The 15,788-nt window shown below is 69.8% G+C and carries 12 protein-coding genes; 8 read left to right on the top strand and 4 right to left on the bottom strand.

The window, feature by feature from the left end; all coding sequences use genetic code 11:
- Nucleotides 1–9: 9 nt before the first annotated feature.
- Genes ACQP2E_RS37155 through ACQP2E_RS37145 form a run of 3 tightly spaced genes read left to right on the top strand, consistent with a single transcriptional unit; the run spans nucleotide 10 to nucleotide 5,502 of the window.
- Nucleotides 10–849 carry an MBL fold metallo-hydrolase gene (locus tag ACQP2E_RS37155; RefSeq protein ID WP_433827612.1) on the top strand — a complete coding sequence of 280 codons (840 nt, stop codon included), beginning with the start codon at nucleotides 10–12 and terminating at the stop codon, nucleotides 847–849.
- Nucleotides 846–4,484 carry an adenylate/guanylate cyclase domain-containing protein gene (locus ACQP2E_RS37150; RefSeq protein ID WP_433827611.1) on the top strand — a complete coding sequence of 1,213 codons (3,639 nt, stop codon included), beginning with the start codon at nucleotides 846–848 and terminating at the stop codon, nucleotides 4,482–4,484. Before ACQP2E_RS37155 ends, ACQP2E_RS37150 begins: the two co-directional genes overlap by 4 nt.
- Nucleotides 4,485–4,515: 31 nt before the next feature.
- A complete protein-coding gene (locus ACQP2E_RS37145) occupies nucleotides 4,516–5,502 on the top strand; it encodes a serine/threonine-protein kinase (protein ID WP_433827610.1) in 987 nt (328 codons plus the stop codon).
- Between the two features lie 425 nt (nucleotides 5,503–5,927).
- Here ACQP2E_RS37145 and ACQP2E_RS37140 read toward each other — a convergent pair whose 3' ends face one another.
- From ACQP2E_RS37140 to ACQP2E_RS37125, 4 genes are all read right to left on the bottom strand, one after another.
- A complete protein-coding gene (locus tag ACQP2E_RS37140; protein ID WP_433827609.1) occupies nucleotides 5,928–6,434 on the bottom strand; it encodes a hypothetical protein in 507 nt (168 codons plus the stop codon).
- Nucleotides 6,435–6,669: 235 nt separating this feature from the next.
- Nucleotides 6,670–8,676 carry a biotin carboxylase N-terminal domain-containing protein gene (locus tag ACQP2E_RS37135; protein ID WP_433827608.1) on the bottom strand — a complete coding sequence of 669 codons (2,007 nt, stop codon included), beginning with the start codon at nucleotides 8,674–8,676 and terminating at the stop codon, nucleotides 6,670–6,672.
- Nucleotides 8,677–8,726: 50 nt separating this feature from the next.
- Nucleotides 8,727–10,112 (bottom strand): carboxyl transferase domain-containing protein, encoded by a 1,386-nt coding sequence (locus ACQP2E_RS37130; RefSeq protein ID WP_433827607.1) that lies wholly within the window; start codon nucleotides 10,110–10,112, stop codon nucleotides 8,727–8,729.
- Between the two features lie 171 nt (nucleotides 10,113–10,283).
- On the bottom strand, nucleotides 10,284–10,961 hold the full coding sequence (locus tag ACQP2E_RS37125) for a Crp/Fnr family transcriptional regulator (RefSeq protein ID WP_014447921.1): 678 nt from the start codon (nucleotides 10,959–10,961) through the stop codon (nucleotides 10,284–10,286).
- A 206-nt stretch (nucleotides 10,962–11,167) separates the two neighbouring features.
- Here ACQP2E_RS37125 and ACQP2E_RS37120 point away from each other — a divergent pair, with 206 nt between their 5' ends.
- The 5 genes from ACQP2E_RS37120 to ACQP2E_RS37100 all read left to right on the top strand — a co-directional run bounded on the left by ACQP2E_RS37120 (nucleotide 11,168) and on the right by ACQP2E_RS37100 (nucleotide 15,668).
- Nucleotides 11,168–12,349, top strand: coding sequence for a CapA family protein (locus tag ACQP2E_RS37120; RefSeq protein WP_433827606.1), 1,182 nt, complete (start codon nucleotides 11,168–11,170; stop codon nucleotides 12,347–12,349).
- Nucleotides 12,350–12,456: 107 nt separating this feature from the next.
- Nucleotides 12,457–13,185, top strand: coding sequence for an endonuclease III (nth, locus tag ACQP2E_RS37115; RefSeq protein WP_433834236.1), 729 nt, complete (start codon nucleotides 12,457–12,459; stop codon nucleotides 13,183–13,185).
- Nucleotides 13,182–13,736: a TlpA family protein disulfide reductase gene (locus ACQP2E_RS37110; RefSeq protein WP_433827605.1), complete on the top strand. Its 555-nt coding sequence runs from the start codon at nucleotides 13,182–13,184 to the stop codon at nucleotides 13,734–13,736. Before nth ends, ACQP2E_RS37110 begins: the two co-directional genes overlap by 4 nt.
- A complete protein-coding gene (locus tag ACQP2E_RS37105; protein ID WP_433827604.1) occupies nucleotides 13,733–14,461 on the top strand; it encodes an NUDIX hydrolase in 729 nt (242 codons plus the stop codon). The genes ACQP2E_RS37110 and ACQP2E_RS37105 overlap by 4 nt, the downstream gene beginning before the upstream one ends.
- A gap of 28 nt (nucleotides 14,462–14,489) precedes the next feature.
- The gene (locus tag ACQP2E_RS37100) at nucleotides 14,490–15,668 is read left to right on the top strand and encodes a MarP family serine protease (protein WP_433827603.1); all 1,179 of its coding nucleotides are present in this window, start codon (nucleotides 14,490–14,492) and stop codon (nucleotides 15,666–15,668) included.
- Nucleotides 15,669–15,788 lie beyond the last annotated feature (120 nt).

The following is a 15,788-nucleotide window of genomic DNA, read 5'->3' as shown; positions in this document are numbered from 1 at the left end:
ATTCGGGTCATGGGGGGTGCTGAGCCCGAGTCGGCGCAGGTCGACCGGCTACCGGGTTGGGTGACGCTGTTGCGAGCGCCCAACCCGGGACCGATGACGCTGGACGGCACCAACACCTGGATCCTGCGCGCGCCAGGCTCGGATTACGCGACCGTGATCGATCCCGGACCGTTGGACGAGGGTCACCTGCGGCGGATCGCCGAGCACGGCCCATTCCAATTCATTCTCATCACGCACGGTCATCACGATCATGTGGAAGGCGCCGAGCGTCTCTCCGGGATCCTCGGCGGCACCCCGGTACTCGCCGTCGACCCGGCGCACTGCCGGCACGGTGAGCCGTTGGACCCACGTGAGCACCTCGGTGGGAACGGTCTTGAAATAACGGTCCTGGACACTCCGGGGCACACGAGTGATTCAGTGTGCTTTCTCGTCGAGTGCGGGGACGATCGCGTGGTCTTCACCGGTGACACGATCCTGGGCCGCGGGACCACGGTGGTGGCCCGGCCCGACGGCGACCTGAGTTCCTATCTGTCGAGTCTCGCGCTGCTTTGTGCGTACCCGAATGTCCTGATGCTGCCGGGCCACGGACCGGCCCGCAGCGATACCGCCGAGCGCGCCAATTTCTATCTTGATCATCGGCGGGAGCGGCTGGCGCAGGTGGCGGCCGCGATGGCGGCCGGAGCCGAGACGCCGGCCGCGGTGGTCGACCTGGTCTACCCGGACATCGACCCGGCTGTCCGCTTTGCGGCGGAATGGTCAGCTGCTGCGCAGATCGATCACCTGTTGCGGGAATCCGGCAAGGGTTTGCGGGAATCCGGCACCGGTACTGACCGGTTGGATCGGCTGTGACCTGCCCCGTCTGCGGAACCGTCGCCGTGCCCGGCGCCCGCTTCTGCCACCACTGCGGTGCGGCCCTGCCTGATGTCGCGCTGCCCGACGCGGCCTCGCTGCCGGCTGCCGAGCGCCGCATCGTGACAGTGCTCTTCGGCGACCTCTCCGACTTCACCTCATGGTCGGAAGACCTCGACCCGGAACGGGTCGGCGCGGTCACCGACCGGGTGCTCGCTGCCCTGGCCGGCGCGGTGAAAACCTTCGGTGGGCACGTGGACAAGCTCACCGGCGACGGGATCATGGCGGTGTTCGGCGCGCCGGTGGCGCACGAGGACGACGCCGAGCGTGCCGTCCGGGCCGCCCTGAGCATGCAGCGCGCGGTCCGCCGGGTGCTCGACGACGAGCGTGGCGGTGGCGCGCCGCTCGGCCTGCGCGTCGGCCTCAACACCGGCGAGGTGGTCGCGGGCATGCAGGCCCGCATCGAATACACGGTCATCGGCGACACGGTGAACACGGCGGCCCGGCTGGCCGACGCCGCCGCGGTCGGCGCGGTCTACGCCGGCGAGCGGACCAGCGGCGGCACCCGGCACGTGGCGTCCTGGCGTCAGCTGCGCCCGCTGCGGCTCAAGGGAAAGCGCGAGCCGGTTCCCGCCTATGAGCTGCTCGGCCTGCACGATGCGCCGGGCACCCGGTCGGGTCTCGGCGACGAGGCGCCGTTCGTGGGTCGGGAAACCGAGCTGGGCCGGGTCTCCGGCCGGCTCGCCGAGGCGATCGACTCCAGCACCTCGCGGATCATCGTGATGACCGCCGAGGCCGGCATCGGCAAGTCCCGGTTCGCCGGCGAGGTGAAACGGCTCGCCGCCGGATACGACGTGGGCAGCGGCGCGTACTCGGGACACGGCGCCCGGGTGCTGCGGGTACGCTGCCGCGCGTTCGGCGAGCGCCGCCGTTTCGCACCCCTTGCCGACCTGGTCCGCAAGGCCGCCGGCCTGCCCAAGGACGTCACCGCCACGGTCGGCCGCACGGTCGTCGAGGAACGCCTGCGCAAACTGGCGAACCGGCTCGGCGCCCAGTTCGACACCGACCGGCTGCTCGTCCTGCTGGGTTACGGCGAAGCACCGGCCAACCCGGGCGGCCCGATCGCGCCAGCCGACTGGCCGCCCAGCGCGAAACGGGTCGACGCCGAGGCCATCTCGATCGCGGTGGCCGGGGTGCTCAACGCGCTCGCCGCCGAAGCCCCGCTCATGGTGATCGTCGACGACCTGCACGACGCCACCGCCACCACTGTCGACGCGCTCGGCAGCACCCTGTCCCAGCTCGAAGGCCCGGTCGTGGTCCTGCTGCTCGGCCGCCCCGAGCTGGTACGCACCGCCGGGGTGATGACCCGGATCGCCGACGCCGAGGTGCACACCCTGCCGCCGCTGCGTGGCGCCGACGCGTCCCGGCTGCTCACGTCGTACCTCAACGGCGGCAAGCTGCCGCAGGCCGACAACGACCGGCTGCTCGCCACCGCGCAGGGCAACCCGTTCTACCTGGCCGAGATGGTGACCCTGCTGATGGAACGGGGTGCGCTCATCCCGGCCGTCGGCGCCAACGCGGCCGGCCGATGGCAGCTCGCCGCCGGATCGCTGGACAGCAAACTGCTCTCCCGCGACCTCGCGGCCGTGCTCGCCGCCCGCATCGACGCGCTCTCGGCGGAGCCACGGGCGGTCCTGCGGGACGCCTCGGTGGCCGGCGCGACAGTGCCGAGCGGGGTGCTGGAAGCGTTGCAGGAACGCCGCGCGGCCGAGTCCCGGCCCGGCGCGGTCTCCACTGTCGAACTGGAACGCACCATCGACGAGCTGCTCCAGCGCCGCATGCTGCACCGGTCGCGCGGCGGTTACCGGTTCACCACCCCGCTGATGCGCGAGGCGGCGTACGCCGGGATCGGCAAGGCCGACCTTGCTGAGCGGCACGCGTACCTGGCGACCTGGGCGGCGCCGGAAGCGGTGAGCCGGCCCGGCCACGACGGCGCGGTCCGGCTGAACCTGGCCGGAAATGATCGGGACGCGTTCATCGCGAGCCACGCCGAGTGCGCGGTCGAGCTGGCCGACGCCGTGCGGCTGCGCCCGGACGCGGTGGCCCGCGAGGTGGCGCCGCTCGGTGTCGCCGCGCTCGGCCGGATGGCCCGCCGGTCACTGGCCAACATCGAGCCGGCCGCCGCCCTGGAGTACGCCGAACGCGCCAGCGCACTGTCCCGGGACGACGGTCTGCCGCTGGCCGACCAACTGGTGCACGCCCGGGCGCTGTTGCGTCTGGGCCGGGCCGAGGAAGCCCTGACCGCCGGCGTGAGCATCACCGAGGCTTCGGCCGAGGAGCCGCTGTGCCGGGCCGAGGGCATGATCCTGGTCGGCCGTGCGCACGAGGCTCTCGGCGACACCGGCAAGGCCGTGGCGGCCTGGCAGGAAGCGCTCGAAGTGGCGACCGAGGCGCAGCTGCTGCCGGAGCGGGCCAACGCGATGCGCCGCCTCGGCATGGCCGACTTCCTGGCCGGCAAGCTGAGCCAGGCGAGCAGCCGGTTCGCAGCGGCGTACCAGGTCACGCTCGCGGCCGGTGATCGGCACGGTCAGGCCTGGGCGCTGCAAAATCTGGCCTGGGTGACCACTACCCGAGGTGACTTCGCCGGCACCGACGCGGTCCTGGGCCGGGCCGCACGGCTCTTCGCCGAGCTGGGCGACCAGGTCGGGCGGGCCTGGTTGCGCGGCACCACGGCGTTCGCCCGGCTGCTGGCCGGCCGGCTCCAGGAAGCGCGCCGGCTGGCCCGGATCTTCCTGCCGTTCGGTGACCGGGTCGGTGAGGGCTGGGCGGTTGGCACGTTGCGCGTCGTTGAGGCGTACGCGGCGGCCGAGCTGGGCGACCTGGGTGCGGCCGACGGGCAGGCCAGGCGGGCGTACCGGGAGTTCAACGAGGTATCCGACGACTGGGGGCGCGGTCTTGCCCTGGTGGTCCGGGGTGCGATCGCCCGCGGGCTGGGCGAGCTGGACCACGCCAGCGATCTGCTCACCGACGCACTCGGTTACGCCGATCGCACCGGGCACCCGCTGCTGCTCGGGATGGCCGGGACGCTGCACGGGTTCGTCGCGCTCCAGCGTGGTGACCTGGCCACCGCTGAGGCCGACGCGCAGCGGGTCATGATCGCGGTCGAGCCGCACAATCCGCTCGCCCCGGCGCAGGTGGGTCCTCGGGTGCTGCTTGCCGAGGCGCGTACCCGGGCTGGGGACGCGCGTACCGCGATCGGGCTGTTGGCGCCGATCGCGAGTGACACGTCGACGCCGTCGCTGCTGTTCTCGCGGCGGCACGCGCTTGCGGCGTACGCGTCAGCCCTGCTCGCCGAGGGCCGGGTGGAGTCCGCGATGACCTGGATCGAGCGGGCCCGTGAGGTTCCGGCCGAGGACGTCCGCAGCAGCGTGCTTGCCGCGATGGTCCGCGCCAGGGTTCTGGCGGCGGCCGAACGCTTCGACGAGGCACGCGCCTCGGCCGACGAAGCGGTGCGTCTGGCGTACTCGACTGAGCAGGTCAGCGAGCGTTCCGCAGCCGAGGAACTGCGCGACACGATGGCCCTCGCGGGTATCGAACCGGAAACTGTCGCCTACGCGTCTGACGTGCCGGGATGATCTTCCCTCGGCCTGGCGTATTTTCTATTCCGTGACGGAGACTCCGCCTGGTGCCCTGCCCGTACCATACGTTCCGGGCATGTCCGGATTGTCGGTCATGGCGCGCGGGGGTTATGCAACTGTTTACCGAGCCACCCAGGACTCGGTCGGTCGCGAAGTAGCGATCAAAATGGAGAACCGCACCCTCGACAACGCCCGCGACCAGGCCCGATTCCTGCGCGAGGCTCGGGCCGCCGGCCGCATGTCGTCCCACCCGCACGTCGTCGACCTCTTCGACGTCGGCGTCACGGTCGACCAGCACCCGTACCTGATCATGGAACTCTGCGACGGCTCCTACCTCGACCGCATGCGCGTCTCCCCGCTGACCCCGGCCGAGGCCCGCGACGTCGGCATCAAGATCGCCGACGCGCTGGTGCACTCGCACGCCAACGGCGTCCTGCACCGCGACGTGAAGCCGGCGAACATCCTGTACTCCCAGTTCAACGCCGCCGTCCTGGCCGACTTCGGCCTCGCCGTCCTGGGCGAGATGCGCGATTCGTCGGTCACGCTGGAGGTGCTGACGCCGGCGTACGCGCCCCCGGAGATGTTCCGCCACGAGAGCCCGTCCGGCGCTGCCGACGTTTATGCGCTCTGCGCCACTCTCTACGCGGTGATGAACGGCCGCCCACCCCGCTGGGCCACCGACCGCAGTCCGAGTCTGATCACCCTGATGGACCTGTTCACCCAGCCGTTGCCGGACATTCCGGGCGTACCGCGGGCTTTGACCGAGGTCCTGCGCTACGGCATGTCGAACGATCCCGCCGCGCGCCCCACCACCGAACAACTCCGCGACCTGCTGAACAACCTGCAACTGGACCCCAACATCCCCGGCCCGCCGCCGACGGTTTACCGCTCTACCCAGAATTTCGTCCCGCCACGCCCCCGCCCGATCGTCCCGAGCACCCCGACCCGCGAGGACGACACCCCGACCGTGCATCAGAACAGCCGCAAGGGTTTCTTCAGCCGGTGGTTCAGCTAAAACCTTCTTTGGTACGCGTTTCGGGGCTGGCCAAAAGCACCAGATGATGACCGGGCCTACACCGCGACGCCCGTGCCCACCCCAGGCCGCAGCGCGCCTCTCGCGCCACTGCATGGCCGGTCCAGGGGTGGGTTGGCGTGCGTGGTGGGTGGTTGCGCTTGGTGTGTCAGGGGTGGGTTGGCGTACGTGGTGATGCTCTCGCTTGGTGGGTGGTTGCGCTTGGCGTGCCAGGGGTGGGTGCGCACGCTGCGTGAATCGGTTGCGGTGAGTGGATGGTTGCTCTGCGTGCGTCGGCTGGGGTTTGTGGCCAGTTTCGGCAGCGGGTTGATCGCGATGGACATGGGTGCATCACGATCGGGGTCCAGCTGGCGATCGGGGGCCAGCTGGCGATCGTCAGCCGCACGTGGTCGCGCCCGCTGTTTCCCTCACAGATCTTGTGGACTTCCCCGAACCGTTTGCGGGGCTTTCCACAAGATCGGACAGCCCTCGTCGATCTTGTTGACTTGAGTGGCAGCGTGCTCGGGAAACTCAACAAGATCGAGAAAAGCCAGCACAACCCACCCGGAAAAACCGGCGCTCGGCGCTCGGCGGTCAGTGGTCGGCAGCACGCCCGCCCGTCCGCCCGTCCATCCGCCCGTCCGTTCGCCCGTCCGTCCGTTCGCCCGTCCGTTCGCCCGTCCGTTCGCCCGTCCGTTCGCCCGTCCGTTCGTTCCTTCGTTCCTTCGTTCGTCCGTTCGTCCGTTCGTCCGTTCGTCGATCTTGTTGAGTACCGCGATGACGGCGTGGTGTGAGTCAACAAGATCGGCAGGCTGGGCCCTTTGCGCAGGTTGGCGAGCGGCTACGACTCGAGCGCCGGCCGTGAAAACTTCCGCCTCTTTGGGGATCTTGGGCGGCTTCTGTCCTTCCCGGCCCCGCCCCTTGACCGCGATCACTCTCGCGCTGCGGGACCGCTCGCCCACCGTGACTGGGTGCCGGGGGTGGCTGCCCGCCTCTCGGTGGGGCTGACCGAATTTGGACAGGGTGTGGGCGTTCCGGCCGGGCCGATTGGGCCATGCAGTGGCGCGAGAGGCGCGCTGCGGCCGGGAGTGGGCACGGGCGTCGCGGTGTAAGCACGGGGGTTGTCGGCTGCGTTTGTCCAGCCACGAGACGCGTACCATTTGAGGGGTTTTATTCGGGGTCCAGGACCGCTAGTAGTTCACCCATGTCTACTTCGGAGCCTGGGTGGACCGGCAGGGAAGCGACCACTCCCGCGGACGGTGCGTGTACCGGGTGTTCCAGCTTCATCGCTTCCAGTGTGAGCAGCAATTCGCCTGCTCGGACGCGTTGGCCGGGCACCACCAGGATCCGGCGGACGGCGCCGGGGAGGGGGGCGATCAGGGAGCTCTCGGTGGCCTCCGGGGCCGGGAGCGGGAAGCGGGAGATCTCGCGGAGGGTTACCGAGCCCTCGGGGCTGTCCACATATGACACGTCGCCTACGCGATTGACCAGGACGGCCAGGCGGATGCCCTGGACGTTGAGCACCACCCGGTCCGCGGAGGCCTGGACGATCACGATGGGTGGGTGTTCGTCGGCTACCGGGGCTTGACCGAGACCGGCCAGGTCCAGCTCCTCCGGGTCTACCGCGCGGACCCACCAGCCGGCCAGCGCGCCGTGCCGGTTCATCCGGTAACCGACCTCCACCGGGCCGGTCGGGCCGTCGTAGACCGCGGTCTGTGAGCCGGAGGGGACGTTGCGCCAGCCTGAGGGCAGGGAGTTCAGCACCGGGGCGGTTGCACGGCGGGCCGCGGCTCCGGCCAGGGCCGCGGCCAGGCAGGACAGGCGGACCGCGTCGACCGAGGAGAGCAGGGGTGCGAAGACCTCGGGGTGCCGGTCGAGGAAGCCGGTGTCCAGGTCGCCGGCGCGGAACGAGTGGTGGCGCAGGGCGCGGACCAGCAGGTCGCGGTTCGACACGACGCCGTGGATCTGGGCTCGGGCCAGCGCGGACGCGAGCATCCGGGCGGCTTCCTGGCGGCTCGGTGCCCAGGCGATCAGTTTCGCCAGCATCGGGTCGTGGTGCATGCCGATCGTGGAGCCGTCGGCGACTCCGGCGTCCAGGCGCAGGCCGGGTTGGGCGAGCGGGCGGAACGTGCCGGCGATGTCCGGTACGGCGAACCGGTGCAGAGTGCCGGCGGCGGGCAACCAGGCGTACGCCGGATCCTCGGCGCAGATGCGCACTTCGATGGCGTGCCCGCGGATTGGCGGCGGGCCGGGCATCGGCAGGCTGCCGCCCTCGGCCACCAGCAGTTGCAGGCGGACCAGGTCGTAACCGGAGACGCACTCGGTGACCGCGTGGTCGGCCTGCAGCGTCGGGGTGAGTTCGAGGAACCAGAACTTGCCGTCCTCGTCGAGCAGGAACTCGACGGCGCCGGCGCCCACATAACCGAGGGCGCGGACCACCACGATCGCGGCCCGGCAGAGGTCCTCGCGCAGAGCGGCGTCGACCGCCGGCGACGGGGTCTCCTCGATGATCTTCTGGTATCGGCGCTGGACCGAGCACTCGCGCTCACCGAACGGGACCACCGAGCCCTGCGCGTCGGCGAGGATCGGCACCTCGATGTGGCGGACGTTGGTGACGTACGGCTCGCAGTAGACGTCGCCGCCGACCTCGCGACGGGTGGAGGCGACCGCCTCGGCGAGCGTGGAGGCGTCCCGGACCACACGCATCCCGATGCCGCCGGAGCCGGTGGCCGGCTTGATCAGTACCGGAAACCCGGGCACCGACTCCGGATCAGTGAAGGTCGGCAGCACCGGAACCCGGGCCTCAGCGACCATCTGCTTCATCTCCGGCTTCACGCTCAGAGCACGCAGCGTCGCCGGGGTCGGCCCGACCCAGATCATCCCGGCGTCGACGACGGCAGCCGCGAAGTCCGGGTCCTCGGCGAGCATGCCGACGCCCGGGTGCACGGCGTTCGCACCGGACCGCTGTGCGGCCGCGAGAAGCGCTTCGGTACGGAGATAAGTACTGGCCGGAGTGCTCCCCGGCAGGTGGACCGCGTAGTCGGCCTCGTCGACGTGCGGCGCCGAGGAGTCGATGTCGGAGTAGACGGCGACCGTCTCGATGCCGACCAGCCGGCAGGTGGCGAACACCCGGCGGGCGACCTCTCCTCGGTCGGCCACCAGAAGTCGTCGAATCACTGCACTACCCTTCAAGTCGAAAAAGGCCGGTCAAGCTTCGAAAAATCCGCTTAAGGTCGGAAAACGCCGATCTGGCCGGCACCCTCCACCGTGGCGCTGTGCACCGCGGAGAGACAAAGGCCGAGGACCGTACGCGTATCGCGGGGGTCGATGACGCCGTCGTCGGCGCAGGTGCGCTCTTTCGCGGGCCAGCTGAACGTGAAGCGGGGCTCGCCGACCCGGTCCGGCGAGTGTTCGGTGACCGGCCCGGCGGTGAGCACCAGGTGCGGCACTGTCGACCGGGACGCGGCGTGCACCAGCGGGGCGTCGTGCCGGGTGTCCGGTGTCTCCGTCTCGTCGCTGCCGGGTGCGCCGGTGTGCCGCAGGAAGAGCAACGGTGTGGCGGTCGCGTTCGCCAGGTGCAGGAAGTGCACGGCCTTCTGTGCCTCGGCGGCCGAGCACGGTGTCGCCGGGGTGGCGACCACGCCGACCGGGTACCCGTGCAGTTCGCCCCAGCCGGTCAGCAGGGTGACCGCCTGGCCGGGCTTGAACTCGTCGAAGTCGCTGTCGTCGAGGATCCGGGCCAGCACCTCGCGTGGCTCGAACTTGGCCGGATCGCTGGCGGCCACGGTGAGCAGATCGTCCGGGTCATGCCGGGGTGGCAGCGGCTGCCGGGTACGCGGAGCCGGCCCCTGCTTGCGCCAGTTGAGCCGCCGCACGCACTGCCGGGCGAGCCGCAGGCCGTCCCGTTCGTCCTCGGCGAGCTGGTCAGCGGGTCCGGCCGGGCCGGCGGGCACCACCGGGGTGGCGCGTACCTCGACGCCGTTGGCCGCGCTGCGTACCGGCTGCGGGTGGATCGTCAGGACCTTGGCGTGCCCACGGACCATGATCGTGTAATCGGAGAGCGCCGGCAGGTACGCAGCGTCACCGGTGGTCAGCCCAAATGTCACGCAGATGGTCGGCACCCGGTCCGGGGTGAGCCGGCTCAACTCGCGGGCGATACCGCCGTCCGGATTACCGGTACCTGCCGATTCGACCAGGTTGACCAGCGGAAGCCGGTTCACCGAGGCGATCCGCGCGGCCCGGCGGATCTTCGCGGCGGTGTACGGGTTGACCGCACCGCCGTCCACGGTCGGGTCGTTCGCGATGACGACGCACTCGATGCCCTCGATCACGCCGATGCCGGTCACCACACTGGCGCCGACCGGGTACTCGGATCCCCAGGCTGCCGACGGGGCCAGCTCAAGGAACGGGCTGTCCTGGTCGAGCAGCATCTCGATGCGCTCCCGGGGGAGCAATTTCCCCCGGGCGTGGTGCCGGGTCACCCACTTCTCGCCGCCGCCCGCACGCGCCTCGTCGAGCGCGTCCTCGAGGTCGGCGAGGAGTTGCAGCGTGGTGCTGCGACCCTCCAGGAAGGCGGGGTCACGCGGGTTCAGCGTGGTGTCGAGCACGGTCATGCAGACACCCCGATGCCCGCTCCGCCCCTACCTGCGTTCAAAGCCGCGCCCTTCCCTGTCACGCCGGTGCCTCTCGGCCACCTCCGTAACGAGTGGCCTGGCGGGTGCGACACGGTGACAGGGGCACGGCGGAGGGGCTGCCCGCCAGGACAGCCCCGATCGGGAGGCGGGTCAGACGCGGGCGCGCCGCGCGAGCCGCTCCGGGTCCAGGATGATCACGCTCTTGCCGTCGAGCCGCAGCCAGGCGCGGGACGCGAAGTCGGCGAGAGCCTTGTTGACCGTTTCCCGGGACGCGCCGACCAGCTGGGCCAGCTCCTCCTGGGTGAGGTCGTGGGTCACCCGCAGAACGCCGCCGTCCCGGGTGCCGAACCGGCCGGCCATCTGGAGCAGGTTTTTCGCCACCCGCCCCGGAACGTCCGTGAAGATCAGGTCGGCGAGCGCGTCGTTGGTCCGGCGCAGGCGACGAGCCAGCACCCGGAGCAACTGCTCGGCGATCTCGGGCCGGTTGTTCAGCCAGGGCCGCAACGACGACTTCTTCAACCGGGCCAGACGACTGTCCGTCACCGCGGTGGCGGTCGCCGTCCGCGGACCGGGGTCGAAGAGGGAAAGCTCGCCGAGCATGTCCGACGGACCCATGATCGACACCAGGTTCTGCCGGCCGTCCGCGGCCCGCCGTCCTAGCTTGATCTTCCCGGACAGAACGATATACAGGCTGTCGCCGGCCTCGCCCTCGTTGAAGACCACGTCGCCCTTGCGGACTTCGATCGTGTCCATCTCCTTGGCGAGCGCCTCTGCGGCTTCCGGGTCAACGCCCTGGAAGATCCCGCTGCGAGCCAGTACCTCATCCATCGCCGCACCTCCGAAAACGCGCAACGTCTGCGCTCGATCAGTCTAGGCGCACGCGGGCGGGAAACGGGCGGCCACCCCTTGATCCAGATACTGGACGGTAACCAGATTTGCCATTACCGCCGGTGACAAATCAGCGGTCCGGGCATATCAGGACAGGCCATTCGTCGGTCGATCCCGCTTGCCAGCTGACGGTATCGTCCCGGTCGATGAATTCGCACCCCCGGTCCCACCGTCAGGCACGTTTCGGACACCCTGCCCTAACTGTCACGATTGTCCTGGCTGTCCTCGCCGGCCTCGCTTTCGGCGGTGTCGCGCTGGCAAAGCGGGACAATTCGCCCACCGCATCGTGGCAGGCTCCAGCGTCCGGTTCTCCTGCGGCTGCCGCAACAGGCAAGCCCGTCGAAGAGTCCGCAGCGGTCGAGTCGATCAGCCTCTCCGCCACTGGCGACATCATCATGGGCAGCGCGCCGAACAAACTTCCCGCCAACGACGGCGACGGCTTCTTCGACTCGGTGAAGAAGGGCCTCGCCTCCGATCTGGTGATGGGCAACCTGGAACAGCCTCTGACCGGTGACACCGGCACGTCCAAGTGCGGGTCGCCGGCGCGGGCCAACTGCTTCGCCTTCCGCTCGCCGCCGAAATACGCCAACCACCTGGTGGAAGCCGGATTCCAGCTGCTGAACACGGCGAACAACCACTCCAAGGACTACGGCACGGCCGGTTATCAGAACACGGTCGAGGCTCTGGAGAGCGCCGGGCTCAAGCACACCGGCGCGGAAGACCAGATCACCGTCGTGGAGATCAAGGGCGTCAAGGTCGCGGTCATCGGCTTTTCTCCGTACGCGGGAGCGAACAACCTGAACGACCTCGACGCTGCTTCGACGATTGTGGAGAAGGCCAAGTCCGAGGCCGACCTGGTCGTGATTCAGGTGCACATGGGCGCCGAGGGCTCCGACAAGCAGCACGTGAAACCGGGTAACGAGCTCTTCTTCGGCGAGAACCGCGGTGACCCGATCAAGTTCAGCCACGCCGTGATCGACGCGGGCGCTGACCTGGTCGTCGGGCACGGCCCGCACGTTCTGCGGGGCATGGAGTTCTACAAGGGCAAGCTGATCGCGTACAGCCTCGGCAACTTCGCCGGTGGCGGCAAGACGCTCTCCAGCAACGGGGTGCTGAAGTACGCGGGGATCCTGCACGTCTCGCTCACCAAGGAGGGCGAGTACGCCGGCGGCAAGTTCCTGTCGACCTACCTGAACACCACCGGGGTGCCGACCCGGGACGCCAAGAACGAACGCGGCCGCGAGCTCGTGAACGATCTCTCCGCCTCTGACTTCGACGACACCGCGGCGTCGATCGGTGACGACGGGACGATCAAGCCCTCGGCGTGACCGACGATGTCGCATGCTCGGCGTACTCTTTACCGGTGACTGCACCCGTCTCCGCATCGCGCTACGCGGGTGAGACCTTGCTCGGGCGCAAGCGCCGGGCCCGCAAGATGGCCCGGGTCCTCGCCGAGACCCACCCCGACGCGCACTGTGAGCTGGACTTCACCACCCCGCTCGAGCTGGCCGTCGCGACGATCCTCTCGGCGCAGACCACCGACGTGCGGGTCAACCAGGTGACCCCGACGCTCTTCAAGCTCTACCGGTCGGCCGCTGATTACGCGGGCGCCGACCGGGCCGAGATGGAGACGTTGCTGCGGCCGACCGGTTTCTTCCGGGCGAAAACCGACTCGCTGATCAAGCTCGGTCAGATGCTTGTCGAGAAATACGACGGCGAGCTGCCCCGCAAGCTCGATCAGCTGGTCGCGCTGCCCGGCATCGGACGCAAGACCGCCAACGTGATCCTCGGCAACGCTTTCGAGGTGCCCGGCATCACTGTCGACACCCACTTCCGCCGGTTGACCAACCGATTCGGCTGGGTCGCCGAGGACGATCCGGTGAAAATCGAGTTCCTGGTCGCCGAGCTCATCGAGAAACGCGACTGGACCATGCTGTCGCACCGGGTGATCTTCCACGGGCGGCGGGTCTGCCACGCGCGCAAGCCGGCCTGCGGCGCCTGCACGCTGGCGAGCGTCTGCCCGTCGTACGGGACAGGTCCGACCGAGGCCGCCGCCGCTGCGAAACTGCTGAAGGGTCCCCGGGCCCGCGATCTCGCCGAAGCCGTCGGGGTCGACCCCGACCTCGTGCCGGCCGCCGCGGTCCTGGCCCCGGAGGAACCGTGATCCGGTTCGCACGGGCGCTGCCTGCAGTCGTGGCGCTGGGTCTTCTCACCGCCTGTACGGCGGCTGTGGAGACGAGTGAACCGGAGACCCCCTCGCCGTTCGCGGCCTGTGACTTCGCAGTTTCCAGCAGCGAGACCGAGCTACCCGATCTGTCGCTGCCGTGCTTCACCGGCGGGCAGCCGGTCGCCATGAGCGGCCTGCGCGGCCCCGCGGTGATCAACGTGTGGGCCTCCTGGTGCGCGCCGTGCCGCGAGGAGCTGCCGATCATGCAGGGCCTGGCCGACCGGACCGAGGGAGAACTCACCGTTCTCGGCGTCGCCAGCCGCGACCCGCGTGAGGCGTCCGCCTCTTTCGCGACCGACAAGGACGTGAGCTTGCCGACCCTTTACGACCCTGATCAGAAATTCGCCATCGCGGTCAAAGCCACCGCGTTGCCGGCCACGGTCTTCGTCGACGCCGACGGCGCGATCTACGTCCACCGCGACGCCCTGGACGTCGACGAGCTGATCAAACTGGTCGGGGAACACACCGGCGTGACGGTGACCCGATGAGCCAGGGCCAGTTGCTCGGCCGGCCGGACGACCTGCCGTCCTGGTTCGAGCCGCTGCTGACCAGGGTCGCCACCTGCCGGACCGAGGACTTCACCACGCTGCGCCAGCCGGCCGGCGGCAACGGCCGGGCCAGTGCGGTCCTGGTGCTGCTCGGCGAGAGCGAGCCGGCCGCCGGCACACCGGGCGGCCCCGATCTGCTGGTGCTGCAACGCGCCGCGACCATGCGCAACCACGCCGGGCAGCCGGCTTTCCCGGGCGGCGCCACCGATCCGGAAGACCTCGACGCGCCGGACACCGCGCTGCGCGAGGCCTCCGAGGAGGTCGGCCTCGACCGCCGCAGCGCCGAGGTGCTGGCCTTGCTGCCGGACCTGTGGATTCCGGTCAGCAGTTTCGTCGTGACCCCGGTTCTGGCCTGGTGGCGGGCGCCGCACCCGGTGCATCCGCTGCAGGCCACCGAGGTCGCACATGTCGCACGTCTGCCGATCAGTGAACTCGCGGACCCGGCGAACCGTATCCGGGTGCGTCATCCGAGCGGCTGGATCGGACCTGCCTTCCAGGTCCGGGGGCTGCTCGTCTGGGGATTCACGGCAGGGGTGATCTCGTCGTTGCTCGACATGGCCGGGTGGTCACAGCCCTGGGCACAGGATCGTGTGGTCGAGTTACCCGACGCCTCGGCGCCCGTTCCGGCGGCTCGTGGTGGTGCTCCCGACGAGGTGGTGCCGTGACGTGGCCTCCTCCTTCTACGCTGAGTGAGTGCCCGTGGTCGATGTGATTCTGGTCGTGCTGATGCTGCTGTTCGCGGTCAGCGGTTACCGGCAGGGCTTTGTCATCGGTGCGTTCTCCCTGGGCGGCTTCTTCAGCGGTGTGCTGATCGGGCTCCAACTCGGACCGCTGATCGCGAAACAGTTCGCCGACGGGACGGTGCGGCTGGTCGTGGCGCTGGCCGTCATCCTCACCTTCGCGGTCCTCGGTCAGACCCTGGCCGGTTGGCTCGGCACCAACCTGCGGCGGGGCATCTTCAGCAGGCCGTTGCAGCACATCGACGACGCGGGCGGGGCTGTCGTGTCGGTCGTGGCGCTGCTGCTCGCCGCGTGGCTGGTGGCCGTTCCGCTCGGATCGACACCCTTCCCGGCGATCAACCGGGAATTCCGCAGCAGCGCGATCCTGGGCGGCATCAACGGCCTCATGCCGGAGCAGGCGCAGGCTCTCTCGTCGGCGCTGCGCGACACGTTGGACACCAGTGGTTTCCCGGACGTCTTCGGCGGTCTCGCGCGTACTCAGGCGAAAGAGGTCGCCGAGCCGGACCCGAAACTGAAGAACTCCAAGATCGTGCAGGAGTCGAAGAAGTCGGTGCTCAAGGTGCTGGGCGCCGCGCCGAGCTGCTCCCGGCGGATCGAGGGCACCGGGTTCGTCTACGACGACGAGCGAGTGATGACAAACGCGCACGTGGTGGCCGGCACCAAGGAGGTCGTGGTGGAGACCTCACGCGGCCAGCTGGAGGGCACCGTCGTGGTCTACGACCCGAAACGCGACCTCGCCGTGCTGCATGTTCCAGGCCTTGAAGCGCCGGTGATGAAATTCGTCAGCAAGGAGGCCGCCAGCGGGGCCAGCGCGATCGTGCTGGGTTATCCGCAGGACGGGCCGTACAACGCTCAGTCCGCACGGGTCCGGGACGTCAGCCGGATCACCGGGCCGGACATCTACGACTCGGGTGACGTGACCCGCGAGATCTACACGATCAAGTCGCTGGTCCGCAGCGGTAACTCGGGCGGCCCGCTGATCGACCCGAGCGGCGGAGTCCTCGGCGTCATCTTCGCGGCCGCGGCCGACGACAAGAACGTCGGTTTCGCCCTCACCGCGGACGAGGCGGCGGGGGTCGCCGAGGCGGGCAAGACCCGCACGAAGGGCGTGCAGACCGGCGAGTGCGCCTGAGCCAGTCGCCAGCCCGAGCCGCCGGTAAACGGCGGCTGAGCCGACCCGAGCCGCCGGTAATCGGCGTCTGAGTCAGCCCGACCCGCCGGGAAATCGGCGTCTGAGTCAGCCCCGAGCCGC

The sequence above is a fragment of the Actinoplanes sp. CA-015351 genome, assembly GCF_050955685.1.
Taxonomy (GTDB): Bacteria; Actinomycetota; Actinomycetes; order Mycobacteriales; family Micromonosporaceae; genus Actinoplanes.
The sequence above is the reverse complement of the archived record's forward strand: the minus strand, read 5'-3'. Positions and strand labels throughout refer to the sequence as shown.